Genomic DNA, 17,398 nt, shown 5'->3' with positions numbered 1-17,398 from the left:
TATTTTGATGAGTAAAAATTATGTATCAATTTTTAATTATGCATTAGAAGTTAATTAATTTAATTATTAAAAGTATAAGTTCAAATTTATATACAATTAGTTTTTAATTATTAGTATTAAATCTTAATGAAAGATTAAAAAATATTATTTGTTTATAAAAATTATACAGATTTGAAATTAAACATTGTTTTTTATTTATTTTTTTGATTAGATTTTGGTATTATTATAATACTTCAATAATTGTATTTTTTAATTAAAAATACAGCTTTTATACTACATATAATACTAAATTGGTACAAAGAAGTACTAATCTATTGTTTTTTATATAAAAAAAGAGCCTTGAAGATTATTTATTCAAAGCTCTTTTTTATTTATTAGTACTGTTTCGTACAGTCTGTTATTTTACATATCTTTATAGAACTCTATATGATGCTGTAATTCAGGAGGTAATGGATTTCCTGTTTTTGTGAATTTGAAATATCTGTTTTCCAATTCAGTAGCTTTTTTGCTTCTTATGTTTTTGAATCTGTTAGCTATTTCTGAGAACATAGGCTGTTTAGAAAGTTCTTCTCTTATGTTTTTAGCAAAAGGTACTTGTCTGTATAATATTCCTCTAGCAACTCTATTAAGTCTCATAATACCTTTACTTTCATATCTGATCCATAAGTTGTAATCTGAAACAAATACTTCTCTCAAATTGTTTCTGCACTTTTTGATTTGTATTTTTAATTTTTCTTTAGATTCATCTGATAGATTTCTATTTTTCTTGTAGAATTGAACATAATCACTATATTCAGAAGTTATAGACATTTGAGTAATATCGTTCCAAGCAGGTCCAAGCATAGTTTTACATAATTCCCATCTGAAAGCACCGATAGTAGGAAGTAATAGAGATTCTATTTCTTCAGAAGTGAATATAGGGAATAAGAATCTTCCAGTACTATTTTTTTGTCTGCTTGAAAGCTCTTCCCACATTATAGCTCTTGAACCGAATGTAGGCATAAGTATTATATTTGGAAGTACTTCCTGCATAACAAGTTCTTTTTCTATATTCAACTCTTTATTTTTATACAATACCTCCCTATAGAATGCTGAGAAATCTATATCAGTTATTTCTTTGATAGATTTTTCCATCACATCTCTTCTAATCAAAGCTCTTTCAAAATCTTTAGTAATCATATCTTTGTGCAAGATAGGGAAGTATACACTAACCTGACCATAACATAATCTGTGTGTAGTTTCGATCATGTTATCAACTTCGTATTCAAGTCTTTTTGATGAACTTTCCCAATGTTCTTCCAACTCTTTATCGCTTATAGTACCGCGTTTTTTTAATTCTCTCAAAGCTTCTCTGTAATCCTGTCCGAAACCGTTAACAGAAGGAGGCTCATCTTTATCGTATATTTTTTGAAGCCACTCATCTATGTAATAAACATTGACTCTCTTAGTTTTGCTTTTATCTTTTATCTCATAAAGATCCATTATTTGATTTGGAGTAAGCAATTCATCGTCCATATATCCGAAGTTTAGGAACATTTCGACTAACTTACTTCTATTGCCGTTTATTATAGTTCTTTTAGCAACTTCTCTGTATATTTCAAAGAATACGCTAGTAACACCGCGTCTGATTTTTCTAACATCATCTTCTGTGCTGAATTTATCTCTTAATTTTTTGAATGCCTGTAATGATTTCATGAAGTTTTTAGCTTTACCTTCTTCAATTCCAGACATGTCTATTAATCTTTTAGTAGGATTTTTTACTTCAGCAGGTAATTCTTCAAAACCTATAGTAACTCTTATCTCATCGCTTTCTAAAGCAGCTTCTTCAGAAGAAATATTAGTGCTTCTTGATACTCTTTTTACAGCAGATTCCATTTCTTCCAAGTCTATATTCAAGTCATAATCATATTCAGTTTTGATTTTGTTATAAATATCTTTTATGACACTGGACATAAAGCCAATATATTTAACCCATACTTCATTGTCTTTATCTTGTTTATCTAAATCAATAGCGATTTTTAAATATTCTCCAAATAAAGACTCATTTTCATTTGATGATAAGAATAATATATTTTCTATAGCCTCAACAATCTCAGTTTTTAGCATAGAAGATATAGTTTTAAGGTTTTCATACAACATATGTGAAGCATCTAAACTCATATTTATGTCATAAGTGAAAAATTGAGTTTTAATATTCTTAGGCATTGTTAAGAATCTTCTCACATAATCTATTTCAAATTCCAATTTTTCGTTATTTTCTATGAACTGATTTTTGTTATGCATATAAATTTCAGAGTGATCAGCCCTTATAAAGTCAACGTCAAACGAAGTAGGGAAGTTAAATCCTGAGTTTATAGAGTCTTCGTAAGTATCTTTATAGTTTTTGAACATCTCAGATTTTATATTTTTTGACTTATTTTGCTGCAAATTGAAATACATAACAGCAAGATTTGAAGAAATAATCTTAATATCATCATTGATTTTTTTGATTTTCACGTATTCTTCGTAAGATTTTAGTATCATATAGGCAATTGAATGATACATATTTGTGATATAAGCTTTATTAACTTTGAAAAAGTTCTTAACATACTCTTGTGTAGGGGTTTTTACAGCGTATATTTCAGTATCATTTTTAGCCTTAAAAGAAAACATATATTTTGAATTGGATTTGTAACTTCCTATGCCAAGCATAATGTTTCTAGGTATTGAAAATAATCTGCAGCTATATCTCATTATCTCATTTTCATCTTCGATTCCTAAAATTTCTTTAGAAGATATATAGACATCTATTTCACCATTGGTAACAATAGATATATTTTCTATATTTTCGCCTTCGTAAAAAATAATAGTGTTAGGTTTTAGTTTTAAATTGCCATTTTCCTCAATATTTACACTCATAATTCATAACTCTCTATGTTTTTTTATTAATAATTATCGCTGAATTATATATTATTTTTTGAAAATATGCTAGTTTTTTGGATTTTTTTGAATTTTTTAGGATTTTTAATAAAAAAATTCCCAATTTTCTTCCCAAATTTGCCCAAATTTTGGTGATTTTGGAGGGAAATTCGGGTCCGAAAAGGCAATTTTTGGGAATTTTGGAATTTTCTTGCAGACGATTTGTATAAAATGTAGCACAAAAGCGAAAAATAGCCAAAATAATGCGAATTTTTTAAAAAATCGCATCTAAAACCTATTGTGTTTTTTCGACCCTATGCTATAATAATAAAACAGTTGATGAGAAAAAAAACAAAACGAAACAAACACCAACTGAAAAAAACGAAAAACTTAAGATCTTTGACAGATATATGAGAGCGTAGATTTTTAGAAAGTTTTTTCCAACATTAAAAACGGAAATCAGCGATTATAAAAATCTTCACTAGATAAAGAAAACACAATTAGATTGTGTGTCTTAGAGTAGAAACAATTAAGCGGAGCGTTACTAAAGAATTAGATAAGAAACAGCTTTAATTAGCTAAAAGTCTCATTCAATTTGATGTATTAAACTTAGCTTTGATATTAGAAATAATAAAGAAGAAAAGGATAATATGGTCAAGTAAGTAAGGGCTTAAGGTGGATGCCTAGGCACTGGAAGGCGATGAAGGTCGTGACAAGCTGCGATAAGCTACGAGGAGAAGCAAATATTCTTTATTACTCGTAGATCACCGAATGGGAAAACCCATAGAAGTAAACCTTCTATATCATACACTGAATTCATAGGTTTATGAGGCGACACCCAGGGAACTGAAACATCTAAGTACCTGGAGGAAAAGTAATCAAAATTGAGATTCCCTAAGTAGTGGCGAGCGAAAGGGGAAGAGCCTAAACCATAATAATGTCAAGTTGTAAGACGTTGTTATTATGGTGTTGTAGGGCGGTAAGTGATGTACTTACATGCATCGACTTTGCTTTATATGATAGTAGAACTGTTTTGGAAAAGCAGACCATAGTGGGTGATAGTCCCGTACACGAAATCATATAGACAAGGTTTTATCGTTCCTGATTAGGGCGGGGCACGTGAAACCCTGTTTGAATCTGGGTAGACCACTATCCAAGGCAAAATACTAACCAGTGACCAATAGTGTAGAGTACCGTGAGGGAAAGGTGAAAAGTCTCCCGTTGAGGGTTATTAAATAGAACCTGAAACCTTAAGCTTACAAGTAGTCAGAGGGTACCCTGCTAGCAATAGTAGACGGCCTGATGGCGTGCCTTTTGTAGAATGAGCCTGCGACTTATAGTACGTAGCAAGATTAAGAGGTAATAGCCTTGTAGTCGTAGTGAAAGCGAGCCTTAATAGGGCGATATTAGTTGCGTGCTATACGACCCGAAGCCAAGTGATCTACCTATGAGCAGTGCGAAACTCGAGTAACATCGAATGGAGGTGCGAACCAGTGGCCGTAAAAAGGCTTTGGATGACTTGTGGGTAGGAGTGAAAGGCTAATCAAACTTGGAGATAGCTGGTTCTCTCCGAAATGTCTTTAGGGGCAGCGTCATGTGTTTACTTGCGGGGGTAGAGCACTAAATGGACTAGGGCTCCTAACCGAGTACCAAACCCAACTAAACTCCGAATACCGTAAGTTCAGAACATGGCAGTTAGACAGCGGCGGATAAGCGTCATTGTCAAAAGGGAAACAGCCCAGATCCTCAGCTAAGGTCCCAAAATCTATGTTAAGTGGGAAAGGATGTGAGAATACTTAAACAGCCAGGAGGTTGGCTTAGAAGCAGCCATTCCTTTAAAGAGTGCGTAACAGCTCACTGGTCGAGTGTTCTTGCGCCGAAAATGTAACGGGGCTCAAACATAGTACCGAAGCTAGGGAATTACATCGTTAAGGTGTGATTGGTAGGAGAGCGTTCTTTAAGCCGTTGAAGGTTCATCGTAAGGTGGGCTGGAGGTATAAGAAGTGAGGATGCAGGCATGAGTAACGAGAAAACGGGTGAGAAACCCGTTCGCCGCAAACCCAAGGTTTCCTAGGTAAAGCTAATCTGCCTAGGGTTAGTCGACCCCTAAGATGAGGCTGAAAAGCGTAGTCGATGGGAAACAGGTAAATATTCCTGTACTATGATATGTTTCGATGGAATGACACAGATTGTTTGCGTACGCGTTAGATTGGTAGATAACGTCAAACAGTTTAGACTTGTGATGAGTTAAATGCTTGTTGCTTTAAGGTTGAGGCTGGATAGTGACTGGGCTTTCGGGTTCAGGAAGTTGCGTGAGCTAGGCTGTCGAGAAATAATTTCTAAGGTTAGGCATGTCATAATCGTACCGCAAACCGACACAGGTGGGTGAGATGAGTATTCTAAGGCGCTCGAGATAATCTTCCCTAAGGAACTCTGCAAATTAGTCTTGTAACTTCGGAAAAAGAGACGCTTGAATCTTGGTAGCAATATTGAGAGGAGAGTCGCAGTGAAAAGGCCTGGCCGACTGTTTAACAAAAACACAGATCTCTGCAAACATGTAAATGGATGTATAGGGATTGACACCTGCCCAGTGCTGGAAGGTTAAAAGGAGAGGTCAGCGTAAGCGAAGCTTCGAATTGAAGCCCCAGTAAACGGCGGCCGTAACTATGACGGTCCTAAGGTAGCGAAATTCCTTGTCGGGTAAGTTCCGACCTGCACGAATGGTGTAACGATCCGGGCACTGTCTCGGGGAAGAACTCGGTGAAATTGAATTATCAGTGAAGATGCTGATTACCCGCAACAGGACGGAAAGACCCCGTGAACCTTTACTATAACTTGACATTGAGTTTTGTTTTGTGATGTGTAGAATAGATGGGAGGCTTTGAAGTGGGAGCGCCAGTTTTCATGGAGCCATCTTTGAAATACCATCCTTCGCAAAATGGGATTCTAACGATTAGCCGTTATCCGGCAGTCGGACATTGTCAGGCGGGTAGTTTGACTGGGGCGGTCGCCTCCTAAAGAGTAACGGAGGCGTGCAAAGGTCACCTCAAACCGAATAGAAATCGGTAGTAGAGTATAAAGGCATAAGGTGGCTTGACTGCGAGAGAGACATCTCGAGCAGGTACGAAAGTAGGTCTTAGTGATCCGGTGGTCCCGAGTGGAAGGGCCATCGCTAAACGGACAAAAGGTACTCCGGGGATAACAGGCTTATCTCCCCCAAGAGTTCATATCGACGGGGAGGTTTGGCACCTCGATGTCGGCTCATCGCATCCTGGGGCTGGAGCAGGTCCCAAGGGTTTGGCTGTTCGCCAATTAAAGCGGTACGCGAGCTGGGTTCAGAACGTCGTGAGACAGTTTGGTCCCTATCCGTTGTGGGCGTTGGAAAGTTGAGAAGAGTCATTCTTAGTACGAGAGGACCGGAATGAACGCACCGCTGGTGTATCTGTTGTTCTGCCAAGAGCATCGCAGAGTAGCTATGTGCGGACGGGATAACCGCTGAAAGCATCTAAGTGGGAAGCCTCCTTCAAGATTAACTTTCCCTATGAGTTTCGTTGGAGACTACGACGTTGATAGACTGCAAGTGTAAGCAGGGAAGAAATACCTGTTCAGCTGAGCAGCACTAATCAGACCAATGACTTGACCATATTATCGTTTTCTTCTTGAAAATAATAATAGAAAGTAGAATGAGACATCTACGCTCTTATATATCTGGCAAAGAGATTAAAAATTGTTCTTTTAATTTGCTAATATTATTTCGGTGACCATAGAGAAAGTGATACACCCGTTCCCATTCCGAACACGGCAGTTAAGCCTTTCATCGTCGATGGTACTGTAAGGGTAGCTTTACGGGAGAGTAGAACGTTGCCGGGTATATATTATATATTTTATCCCTATAGAGTTTTCTATAGGGATTTTTTTATGTTATTCTTTTTATTCTTTAAATTTTCTTTTTATATCAATTTCCAATTATTTAACTATTATTAATTTATTTGAAATTTTAGGAATTTTATTTTATAGTATTTATTGAATTAATAAAAATTAGAGTAGATTTATGAACAATAAAGAAAGAATTATAAAAACTATTAAAATTATAGCCTATTTATTTTCTTATATGATGGTTACTGTAGTTGCTTTCAATTATGGTTATATGTTTTATGCTGTTAAATTTGTTGGGGCTTCTGCTCCTCCTAGTATTTCTTTTATTTTTGCAGTTCCTTTTATTATTGCTATATTAGTATGTATTCTTTTAATAAAAATTATCAAAAAAAGAATGAAAGAGTAATAATTATATTTTATTAGAGTTTTATAGTAAAAAATGACAGTTGAAGAACTATTTAAAATACATAAATTATCTTCTAATCATAAAAAATTATTAATGAAAGAAGACATTTGCGGTTGTTTTTATTGTGTAAGTATTTTTAATCCAAAACTTATAACTGATTGGATAGAAGATGAAAACGATTTAACAGCTATTTGTCCTTATTGCGGCATTGATTCTGTTATACCAAAGCATTTTGATTATGAATTAAATAAAGAATTATTAAAAGAAATGAGAGGATATTTTTTCTAAAAATAAATATTTTAATAAAATATGCTTTTAAAAAGATTTTATATTTTTTAATTTATCAATAATTTATTCACATTATATTAAATATTACTTTATATAGAATAATTAGTTATATATACTTTATATAGGTATTATATTTAAATTATTATAATATAAATAACTAAATAAAAACAATTTTTGGGGTTTTTGAAAAATGGAAAAAGAAAATAAAAAAGTAAATAGAAAAATTATATCGGCTTCTATAATATCAGTTTCTATATTTACTATTATAATTGCTGTACCTCTAACTTTTATTATTTATAATTTTAAATTAGAAAATGCTTCTTTTCTTCCTAATACTTTTTCTAAATATGCAGTATCTTTTTTAATAGCATTTATAGTTAGCCAGTTAATAACAGCAATCTTTCATAAGCTTATATTACTTGTTTTAACTTTAATTGGGGTACTTCTTGTCAAAAAAATAGCAGAAGATGAAGAAAATAAACGAATATAATATTTAGTTTTATTATTTTTATTATTATGTAATTGTAATATAAATAATAAAAAAATATTACTTTATTTAAAATAGTAAGTTATATATCTATACTTTATAATGGTATTTTATTTAAATTGTTATATAATAAATAACTAAATAAAAACAATTTAGGAGGTTTTTAATAATGGCAAATCCAGTTTTATCAGATAAGGCATTTAATTATGCATCAAGTTATGAAAATGAAAACACAATGACTGTTAATGGAGCAATTAACAAATCAATAATACTTACATTGGTGTTAATGCTTTCAGCTATGGTAAGTGTATTTTTTGTTTTAGCTTCTAATCCAGGACTTCTTTATCCTGCTGCTTTAGGAGCATCTATAGCTTCTTTTGTTTTAGCTTTGATAATGACTTTCAAAAAAGAATTGGCTAAAGTTTTTTCTATACTTTATGCTATACTTGAAGGTGTTGCTATAGGTGCTGTTTCTTATGTTTTTAATGCTGCTTATGACGGCATAGTTGTGCAGGCTGTATTTCTTACATTTTTAGATTTATTTATAATGTTGGTATTATATAGATTTAGAATAATAAGAGTAACTGAAAAATTTAGAAGTGTAATAACTGTATCTACATTGTGTATAGGTCTTGTATATTTAGTTAATTTTATAATGTCATTCTTTGGTGCTAGAATTCCTTTCTTATATGGTTCAAGTCCTTTAAGCATCGGAATAAGTGTTGTAGTTGTTCTTGTTGCTTCATTTAATTTACTTTTGGATTTTGACTTTATGGAAAAGGGCGAGCAGTATAATATGCCTAAATACTTTGAATGGTATGCTGCTTTTGGGCTTCTTGTTACTTTAGTATGGCTTTATTTAGAGATATTAAAACTTTTATCTAAAATAAGAAGCAGAGATTAAGAATTATATAATTAAATAAATTAAAGGCATGCATATTAATTATGTATGCCTTTTTATTTGCATCATATTTGTAATTTAGGGGCGGGTGGGGGGTGAATAAACTAATAAGAAAATTAAATACTTTTTATAAAGTAACTCAATATTTCTATTAGTTAAACATATCTGTAAGTCTAAAATCCCATACCATAAATATTAATAAAGTATATATAAATCTTTTTGAAACTTCTTTGTTTTCATTATTTTTAAATTCTATATTTATTTTAATTTTATCCTTATAATCAGCATAATCAGTTTCACCGTTAATTTTTGCTTTTATTATAAAAGTATCTCCATCATCAAGAGTTAAACTATATTCTTTAATTGTTCTATATTCTGTATATAGAGGAAACATTCCATATCTTGTTCCAAATGCTTTAAAAGTACCATAAGCAATTTCTATATCTTGAAGTTTATCTATTTCATTTTTCAAATTATTTTTATCAATATTTATTATGCTTAATTGATTTATAGGCTGTGATAATTCATAATCCTGTAATTGTTGTCTCCATTTTGTAATTGTTTCTTCTTCCATTTCAATAGGGCTTGCTAAACTAATAAAACTACTATTATCAATTTTTACTTCTTCGTCATTACTATTTGTATAGCTTCCATCGCCTGAATATCTGAATGTAGTTATAAAATTGTTATTCTTGTCATACAAATTCCATATAAGAGACAAGTCAAATTTATTCATTATTGGGTTATCAATAAATACCTCTTTGAAAAAATTATAATCGTATTTATCTCCTGCAATGAGTAATTTATTTAATATATACGAGAATTTTTTTATCATATTGGAAACTTGTTCTCTTATATTTTTTATATTTTGTTTTTTATTTTCATCTAAATTTCTTGGAATAGATTTTAATATTTTATTTTCTTTTATATCGAATATACTTATAGAATAATCATTGTTTAGTATTAATTTATAATTTTCATCAATAATTTTGTCGATGTTTTTGTCAAAACCAATATTGGAATTATATTTCAATTCTAAATTGTAAAAAGGAATTTTTTTATCTTTAGCAATTTCTATTAATATGTCTAAAGCATTATTTTTTGATGCCATTTTTTTTGCATTATTATATATATTAAATAGTATTTTTATAGTATATTCATTTTCTTTATTTAAAGATAGTATATTAAAAAATAATTTTGATTCGCCGTCTTTTTTGTATATTTCTTCTAATGCTTCATAGCCTCCATATAATCCGTAAATTAATTGTGCTGTTTCTTTATTAGTTTCTTTATAAATATTATAAGCAAAGCTTAAAAAACTTTCTTTATCAAGCAAATCTATAATAGAATCAATTTCAATAATGCGATAAACATACTTTTTTAATTCTAAATATTTTAAATATATGTATTTTATTACTTCTATATTAACTTCTCTTGATTTATCTTTTATTAAGATTCTAGCTTCTTTTATAAAATTAACTTTCTTTTCATCTTTTTTATTTAAATTATTTTCAACATAATTTTCTGCTTCTTCTATACTTTTAAAAATTTTTAAATCTGATAAATCTTTTAATTCATAATAATAAATATTTTCTAATCTTCTTTTGAAGGCTATTATTTTTTTATTTTTACTTTCGGAAGCTATTTTATGAGCTTCTTTCAAATTGTCTTTTATAATATCATTGCCGTAATAATAATCATCTAATACATGTAAATATAAAGTCAATTTTAAATTTTTAAAATTATTAAAGTTATTACAGAATTGAAAAATATTTTCCATTGAATTAACTTGACTTATATCCCAATTTTCTAAAGAACTGTACTGATTAAAATTATAAGTGCCTCCAAACATATAACTCATGTTTTTTACTTTTGAAGTTTTCCATTTATCAAGAGGCTGATTAAACTTTGAAGCAAGATAAAACATATATGATGTATCTTTTACATTTGATATATCCCAATCATTTAAAGGCTGATTGAACTCAAAAGACTGAGCAAACATACAATACATATTTTCCACATTAGATACATTCCAACTATTAAGCGGCTGATTAAATTTACTGCATCCCTCAAACATACAAGTCATATCTTTAACATTCTCAACATTCCAAAATGAAATATCCTGATTAAATTCCATAGCATCATTAAACATATAATTCATAATTTTTACTTTATGAACATTCCAATTATTAAGAGGCTGATTGAATTTAATTGCATACCTAAACATATACCCCATATCTTCTACATTAGATACATTCCAGTTATTTATATTATGATTAAATTTACGGGCAAAAGAAAACATTGAGTTCATACTTACAACATTTGAAGTATCCCAAGTTTCTATACCTGAAAAATCTTCTCTTTCGCTTCCTGAAAATAATCCGCTCATATCTTTAATAAGACTTGTATCTATATCTCCTAAATAAATACTTTCATCTTGTACTATTTCGTATAATTCTTTTAAAATTTCTGGTTTGTATTTATGCATATATTTATCCGTAATTTTTATTTTAATAGTATAATATATTTACTTAAGAATTTCTATTAACTGAATATATACCTAAACAACTATATTTTGTCAATTTTTATTTTTTTGAAATGTAATTTTTGTTTATTAATAGTATAAAATATTATTAAGTTTTGTTTGAAATGTGAAGTCAAACCAAGATTTGTGTCAAAAATGCAGTCTTCGCGAAGTGTATCTGAGCCTGTCGATGATATAGCTTCTTTGGGTTACCACCGAGTAGGTGCCTTGCCTACGGCACGCAGAGTGTTGGCAAAAGAAGCAGGGGTTCGGGGATTAGTCCCCTAAAATAATAACAATATAAAAACTAATTTTGACAAACTCTAAAATTTTTAGTATATATTTGCTATTCAAATAAATTAATGATGAATTATATATTTTTATTATATGATTTTATAAATGCTTCAAAACCTTATTTTTTATAACAAAATATATAATACAAAAAGAACTAAAAATATTTTTATTTAATATTTGATCAACTTTTAATTTTGTATATTAAATAATTTTTTATATTTAAGTTTAAAAATTTATTTTAAATCCCGCCCTTTATCTTTATGAATATATTTTGAGTTTAAAGTATTTTATTTCTTAAAAAAGTTATTAAGAAATATAAACACCCACCCAAGATTTTTTAAATTTGTAGTATATACCTAAACAACTATATTTTGTCAAAAATAAAATTATAGTTTCTTTTTTATATCTGGGGGCTTTGCCCCATACCACACTTCTTTTGCGACTGAAAGGAGTGCCTTTGGCGTGCCACAAAGAAGCAAAAGGGCTATATTTTAGCTTAAATTGATAATTTATATTACATGTAAAACAATTTTAGTATGATTTAGTACTAATTTTATCCTTGCACTTTTTGGTTCTTTTTGCGGCGGGAAAAAGAACAACAAAAAAATTGACAAACTCTAAAATTTTTAGTATACTCACCGCACGCAGAATAAAATTATATTATTAAGCTAATTTATAATTATAATTTTTATTATTGAAAAGAAATTATTAACCGTGCGTTAAAAAGATTGCAGGGTTTTATATTTTTTTACAAGAGTTTCTAATTACTATATTAGGCTGAAGTATTATATTAACATTATCAGTTATTCTTTCGTTTGTAATATTAAGTATTGAAAGTACAGCATTTTTTCCCATTTCATAAGCCTGAGAAGATACAGTAGTTAATCCTATAATTGATGAAAAAGGTATGTTGTCATATCCTATTAATGATATATCATTAGGTATTGATATTCCAAATTCTTCAGTAGCCTTTTTTATACCAAAACACATTACATCACATGCAGAAAATATAGCAGTATAATCAAGTTTCGATTTTATTATATCCTTCATTTGCTCATAACTTTCATCAAAATTGAAATTAGCTATTTTATAATATTGATTGTAATCAAAATCCATATTATTATCATGCAAAGCCTTCATAAATCCGTTAAATCTTTCTGTTTCAGTACTAATGTCTTTTGGACCAGCCATATATAAAATATTTTTATGACCTAAATCTATCAAATATTTTGTAGCATTATAAGCACCTATTTCATTATCTGATCCTACATAATTTATATTTTCAATATTTACTTTTCTATCTAAAAATACTATTGGGGCATTTGCCCTTTTTAAAATATCATTAAAATATTCAGAATTTCCTATAGATGGAATTATAATATAACCGGATACTCCTATATTTCTTATATCTTTAAAATATTTATTTAATATATCTTTATTTTCTTTAAACTGAGATAATATTATATGATATCCGTAAAGATTAGCAGTATTTTCTATTCCTTCGATTATATTTGCAAAGAAAGGATTAGTAATATCAGGTATTATAACTGATATAATCTGTTTTATCTTAACAGTTTTTTTTACATTGTATCCATCTGAGTTAATAATTTTTTTTACTCTGCTTTGTATTTTTTCATCTACACTGCTATTTCCATTAAGTACTCTTGATACAGTTGCAACAGAAACATTTGCTTTTTTTGCTATGTAATTTAATGTAATTTTTTTGTCATTCATAATAATTCATAATCTTTAATTCTATAATTTAAATATAATCTATGAAATATTATTTGTCAACATTTTTATAAATAAATTTTTTCAGAAATTTTTCAGAAAATTTTCTGAAAAAAATTTGACAATAGGGTAATTATTTCTATACTAGACTATATCAAACATATTTATTTCATAGGAGCTATAAAATGCTAAAAAAATTAAATGTATTGTTTCTTATTTCAATAATGACATTATTATCATGTTCTAATTCTCAAAGCGGCGATAAATCTGCTTCTGGAGACGGTAAAAAAATAAGAGTTGCTTTAGTGTTAGCTGGCTTTTTAGGTGATAAATCATTTAATGATTCTTCATACATAGGAGCACAACAAGCACAAAAAGATTTTGGTGTAGAAGTAAAAGTAATGGAATCAAAAGTTCCAGCAGAATGGGAATCAAATTTGTTGGCAATGGCTTCAGACAATTATGATTTAGTATTAGGTGTTTCTACACAGTTACAAGACATAATAAACAAACATGCTTCATCTTTCCCTAATGTTAAATTTGCTTTAATAGACGGAGTTGCTGATGAAGGTCTTACAAATGTTATATCTTCAATATTTGCTCAAAATGAAGGTTCATTTTTAGCTGGAGCAGTAGCTGCTATGTTCACTACTAATACAACTGTACCAAATGTTAATGCTGACAAAATAGTTGGTTGGGTAGGCGGAATGGATATACCAGTATTAGCAGATTTCTATACTGGATTTAAACAAGGTGTTGAATATATAGACCCACAAACTAAAATATTACAATCTTTTGCTGGTACATTTAATGACCCTCTTAAAGGAAAAGAATTAACTATAGCTCAGTACAGTCAAGGTGCTGACGTAGTAATGAACGTTGCTTCTGGTACTGGTAACGGAGTATTAGAGGCTTCTAAAGAACAAAATAGATATGCTATAGGTGTAGATTTGGATCAAGATTCAACATATCCTGGACATATAGTTACTTCTATGTTAAAAAGAGTTGACAGAGCTACATATTTAGCTATAGAATCAGTTGTTAACAATACTTTCAATGGCGGAGAAGTTATATATCTCGATATTTCTAATGGCGGTGTTGGATTAACTGACATGAGCGTATTAAAAGGTTCTTTAGGTGATAAATTCCCAGCATATATATTAGACGAAGTTAAAAAATTAGAAGAAAAAGTAAAAAACGGCGAAATAGTTGTTAATTACTATCAAGGTTTTGGTAATCCAAAAAATAAATAAAATCTATTAGTATTAAGGGGCGTAACCTTAAAACTATTTTCCATATTTTTAAGGTTATGCTCCATATCCATTTATACAAATAATTATTAATTCAACTCAATAATGGAGGTAAAATATGTCCAATGGTTATTGTTTGGAAATGAGCAATATTAAAAAAAGCTTTGGAAATATTAAAGCCATTCAAAATGGTAATTTTAATCTAAGAAAAGGAGAAATACATTCTCTTATAGGTGAAAATGGTGCTGGTAAATCAACAATGATGAAAATAGCCTATGGACTATATGCTCCAGATGAAGGTGATATTTTTATAAGAAATGAAAAATATGAATCATTAAATCCTAAGAAAGCTATTGATATAGGTATTGGAATGGTGCATCAGGAATTCATGTTGGTAAAAGAGCTTACAGTTCTTGAGAATATTATATTAGGATTTGAAAAAAGAAAAGGTGTTGCTATAGATTTTGAAGCTTCAAAAAAAGAAATTAACAGATATATTGATACTTATAAAATGGACATTCAAATAAATAAAAGAATTGAACAAATATCTGTAGGAGAAGCACAAAGAGTAGAAATAATAAAAACTTTATATAGAGGTGCAGAAATATTGATATTTGATGAACCTACAGCAGTACTTACACCTCAAGAAACAAAGGAATTTTTTAAGATTTTAAATATTTTGAAAGAAAGCGGTGAATCTATAGTATTTATATCTCATAAACTTAATGAGGTTATGGAAATATCAGATCGAATCAGTATAATGAGACAAGGTCAATATATAGATACAGTTAATAAAACTGAAACAAATGTAAAAGAATTAGCCAAAATGATGGTTGGTAGAGATGTATTTTTGAATGTTGAGAAGAAGAAATCAAAAGTTTCTGATGTAGTTTTAAAAGTTGATAATTTATGGACAAGCGGAGAAAAAGAGCTTTCAAAAATAAGAGGAATAAGTTTTGATGTTAAAGCTGGAGAAATAGTAGGAATTGCTGGAATAGACGGTAATGGTCAAAGTGAACTTATTGAAGCTATATGTGGTCTTAGAAAAGTAGAAAAAGGTGATGTTTATTTAGATAATGTTAATATCACAAATAAAACTCCATTAAAAATAAGAAAAGCAGGATTATCACATATACCGGAAGATAGAAATTTAAGAGGACTTAATAGAAGTTTGAATATAGCAGAAAATATTATAGCATTAAAGTTTAATCAAAAACCTTATGCTAATAATATGATTATGAATGATAAAGAAATCATAGATACTACAAATAAGTTAATAGAAAAATTTGATATAAGACCTGCACAAGCTTTAGTAGCTACTACACATTTATCAGGCGGTAATGCTCAAAAAGTTGTAGTTGCTAGAGAAGTAGATGCTAATGGTAAATTATTGATAGCTTCACAGCCTTCAAGAGGTGTCGATATAGGAGCTATAGAGTCTATAAGAAAAATCTTAAATGAAGAGAAAGAGAAGGGAAAAGCTATATTATTAGTTTCTGCCGATTTAGAGGAGATATTATCTTTATCTGACAGAATAATAGTAATGTATGAAGGAACAATCACTGGAATGTTAACACCAGAAGAAGCTAATGATGAGAATTTATCTCTTCTTATGGTTGGTGAAAATCCTCAATAAAGTTTTATTAAATTATTGGAGTGTTTAAATATGAATAATAAATATATCAAGTTGCTATCTAATAAATATATAAATGTTTTATTTACTATAATAATATCTATGTTTATAGGTGCTATTATAATATTAATGATGGGACATAATCCAATAGAAGCTTATATACAGCTTTTTAGAGCTTCATTTATTGGTAAGTTGAATTTAGGTACTACTTTGGAAAAATTTGTACCTTTATTTTTGACTGCTTTAGCTTTTGCTGTATCTTCTAAAGTAGGTATATTCAATGTAGGAGTTGAGGGCGAGCTTTATTTAGGTGCTATTACAACAGCTTGGGCTGGAGTATATTTTTCTTTTTTACCTTTCCCTTTACATTTTTTAGTATGCGTTATATTGGCAGTTATAGTTGGAAGTGCTTGGGCTTCTATACCAGCAATATTAAAAGCATATTGGAAAGTCAATGAAATATGTGTTACTATTTTAATGAACTATGTTGCTATATATATAACTTCATATTTAGTTAATGGCCCACTTAGTGCTAAAACAGGTGTTGCTAGAACACTTGATGTTGCTAAAGATATAACATTAGCACAATTTATGAAACCTAGCCGTGCTAATTTAGGTATAATAATAGCAATTTTAATAGCAATATTAATATTCTTTATACTTAATAAAACTACATTAGGATACAGAATTAAAACGGTAGGTTTGAATGATATGCATGCAGATTATGTAGGTATAGATTCTAAGAAAACTATAGTATTCACTATGATGTTCAGCGGTGCTATAGGAGGTATTGCCGGACTTATAGAGGTATTAGGCGTATATGGATATTTTTTAGATAATTTTTCTGCTAGTTTGGCATTTGACGGTATGTTAGCTGCTCTTATAGTAAAGAATGATTTTAAGATGCTTCCATTTATATCTTTATTCCTTGCTGCTTTGAAATCAGGAGCTTTGGGAATGGAAAGATATACAGGAATACCTAAATCATTAGTAGATACAATAATAGCCATATTTATAATATTTGCTACTATGGAAATACTTATATCATTCGTTGATAAATTAAAAAATAAAAAAGCTAAGAAATTAGAAGCTTAAAATAAGAGAGGTAAT

General features: G+C 29.5%; 10 protein-coding genes and 2 rRNA genes. 9 read left to right on the top strand and 3 right to left on the bottom strand.

Translation table 11 applies throughout. The features are described from left to right. Window positions 1-402: 402 nt before the first annotated feature. Complete coding sequence (locus R4K56_RS03890; protein WP_335771911.1) at window positions 403-2,898, bottom strand: Crp/Fnr family transcriptional regulator; 2,496 nt, start codon at window positions 2,896-2,898, stop codon at window positions 403-405. A gap of 652 nt (window positions 2,899-3,550) precedes the next feature. Between R4K56_RS03890 and R4K56_RS03885 the strand changes: the two genes are divergently transcribed. The 6 genes from R4K56_RS03885 to R4K56_RS03860 all read left to right on the top strand — a co-directional run bounded on the left by R4K56_RS03885 (window position 3,551) and on the right by R4K56_RS03860 (window position 8,859). Next, window positions 3,551-6,542 (top strand): 23S ribosomal RNA (locus R4K56_RS03885). Between the two features lie 109 nt (window positions 6,543-6,651). After that, window positions 6,652-6,768, top strand: a 5S ribosomal RNA gene (rrf, locus tag R4K56_RS03880). A 181-nt stretch (window positions 6,769-6,949) separates the two neighbouring features. Beyond that, window positions 6,950-7,180, top strand: coding sequence for a hypothetical protein (locus R4K56_RS03875; RefSeq protein ID WP_335771910.1), 231 nt, complete (start codon window positions 6,950-6,952; stop codon window positions 7,178-7,180). Between the two features lie 33 nt (window positions 7,181-7,213). After that, entirely contained in the window at window positions 7,214-7,468 is a 255-nt protein-coding gene (locus tag R4K56_RS03870) for a cytoplasmic protein (protein ID WP_335771909.1), read from the top strand. A gap of 190 nt (window positions 7,469-7,658) precedes the next feature. Next, on the top strand, window positions 7,659-7,958 hold the full coding sequence (locus R4K56_RS03865; RefSeq protein WP_335756911.1) for a hypothetical protein: 300 nt from the start codon (window positions 7,659-7,661) through the stop codon (window positions 7,956-7,958). A 166-nt stretch (window positions 7,959-8,124) separates the two neighbouring features. Next, a complete protein-coding gene (locus R4K56_RS03860; protein WP_335760315.1) occupies window positions 8,125-8,859 on the top strand; it encodes a Bax inhibitor-1/YccA family protein in 735 nt (244 codons plus the stop codon). A 148-nt stretch (window positions 8,860-9,007) separates the two neighbouring features. Here the strand turns inward: R4K56_RS03860 and R4K56_RS03855 are convergent, their stop codons facing one another. Continuing rightward, the gene (locus R4K56_RS03855) at window positions 9,008-11,344 is read right to left on the bottom strand and encodes a BspA family leucine-rich repeat surface protein (protein ID WP_335771908.1); all 2,337 of its coding nucleotides are present in this window, start codon (window positions 11,342-11,344) and stop codon (window positions 9,008-9,010) included. Between the two features lie 1,068 nt (window positions 11,345-12,412). After that, the gene (locus tag R4K56_RS03850; protein ID WP_335756908.1) at window positions 12,413-13,408 is read right to left on the bottom strand and encodes a LacI family DNA-binding transcriptional regulator; all 996 of its coding nucleotides are present in this window, start codon (window positions 13,406-13,408) and stop codon (window positions 12,413-12,415) included. A gap of 182 nt (window positions 13,409-13,590) precedes the next feature. Between R4K56_RS03850 and R4K56_RS03845 the strand changes: the two genes are divergently transcribed. The 3 genes from R4K56_RS03845 (at window position 13,591) to R4K56_RS03835 (ending at window position 17,383) form a co-directional block, all read left to right on the top strand. Continuing rightward, entirely contained in the window at window positions 13,591-14,658 is a 1,068-nt protein-coding gene (locus R4K56_RS03845) for a BMP family lipoprotein (protein WP_335759540.1), read from the top strand. A gap of 115 nt (window positions 14,659-14,773) precedes the next feature. Further along, window positions 14,774-16,291, top strand: a complete 1,518-nt coding sequence (locus tag R4K56_RS03840; RefSeq protein WP_335759539.1) for an ABC transporter ATP-binding protein — start codon at window positions 14,774-14,776, stop codon at window positions 16,289-16,291. A 30-nt stretch (window positions 16,292-16,321) separates the two neighbouring features. Next, complete coding sequence (locus R4K56_RS03835) at window positions 16,322-17,383, top strand: ABC transporter permease (protein ID WP_335756905.1); 1,062 nt, start codon at window positions 16,322-16,324, stop codon at window positions 17,381-17,383. Window positions 17,384-17,398: the final 15 nt, after the last annotated feature.

It is taken from the genome of Brachyspira pulli (genome assembly GCF_036997785.1).
Lineage (GTDB): Bacteria > Spirochaetota > Brachyspiria > Brachyspirales > Brachyspiraceae > Brachyspira > Brachyspira pulli.
Note: the sequence above shows the minus strand (reverse complement) of the source record. Positions and strands in the feature narration are given on the sequence as shown.

What these genes read in the sequence shown, in the direction of transcription:
- R4K56_RS03855 (WP_335771908.1), bottom strand. Translation starts at nt 11,344, where the DNA reads ATGCATAAATACAAACCAGAAATTTTAAAAGAATTATACGAAATAGTA.
- R4K56_RS03845 (WP_335759540.1), top strand. Translation starts at nt 13,591, where the DNA reads ATGCTAAAAAAATTAAATGTATTGTTTCTTATTTCAATAATGACATTA.
- R4K56_RS03860 (WP_335760315.1), top strand. Translation starts at nt 8,125, where the DNA reads ATGGCAAATCCAGTTTTATCAGATAAGGCATTTAATTATGCATCAAGT.
- R4K56_RS03850 (WP_335756908.1), bottom strand. Translation starts at nt 13,408, where the DNA reads ATGAATGACAAAAAAATTACATTAAATTACATAGCAAAAAAAGCAAAT.
- R4K56_RS03875 (WP_335771910.1), top strand. Translation starts at nt 6,950, where the DNA reads ATGAACAATAAAGAAAGAATTATAAAAACTATTAAAATTATAGCCTAT.
- R4K56_RS03835 (WP_335756905.1), top strand. Translation starts at nt 16,322, where the DNA reads ATGAATAATAAATATATCAAGTTGCTATCTAATAAATATATAAATGTT.
- R4K56_RS03890 (WP_335771911.1), bottom strand. Translation starts at nt 2,898, where the DNA reads ATGAGTGTAAATATTGAGGAAAATGGCAATTTAAAACTAAAACCTAAC.
- R4K56_RS03865 (WP_335756911.1), top strand. Translation starts at nt 7,659, where the DNA reads ATGGAAAAAGAAAATAAAAAAGTAAATAGAAAAATTATATCGGCTTCT.
- R4K56_RS03870 (WP_335771909.1), top strand. Translation starts at nt 7,214, where the DNA reads ATGACAGTTGAAGAACTATTTAAAATACATAAATTATCTTCTAATCAT.
- R4K56_RS03840 (WP_335759539.1), top strand. Translation starts at nt 14,774, where the DNA reads ATGTCCAATGGTTATTGTTTGGAAATGAGCAATATTAAAAAAAGCTTT.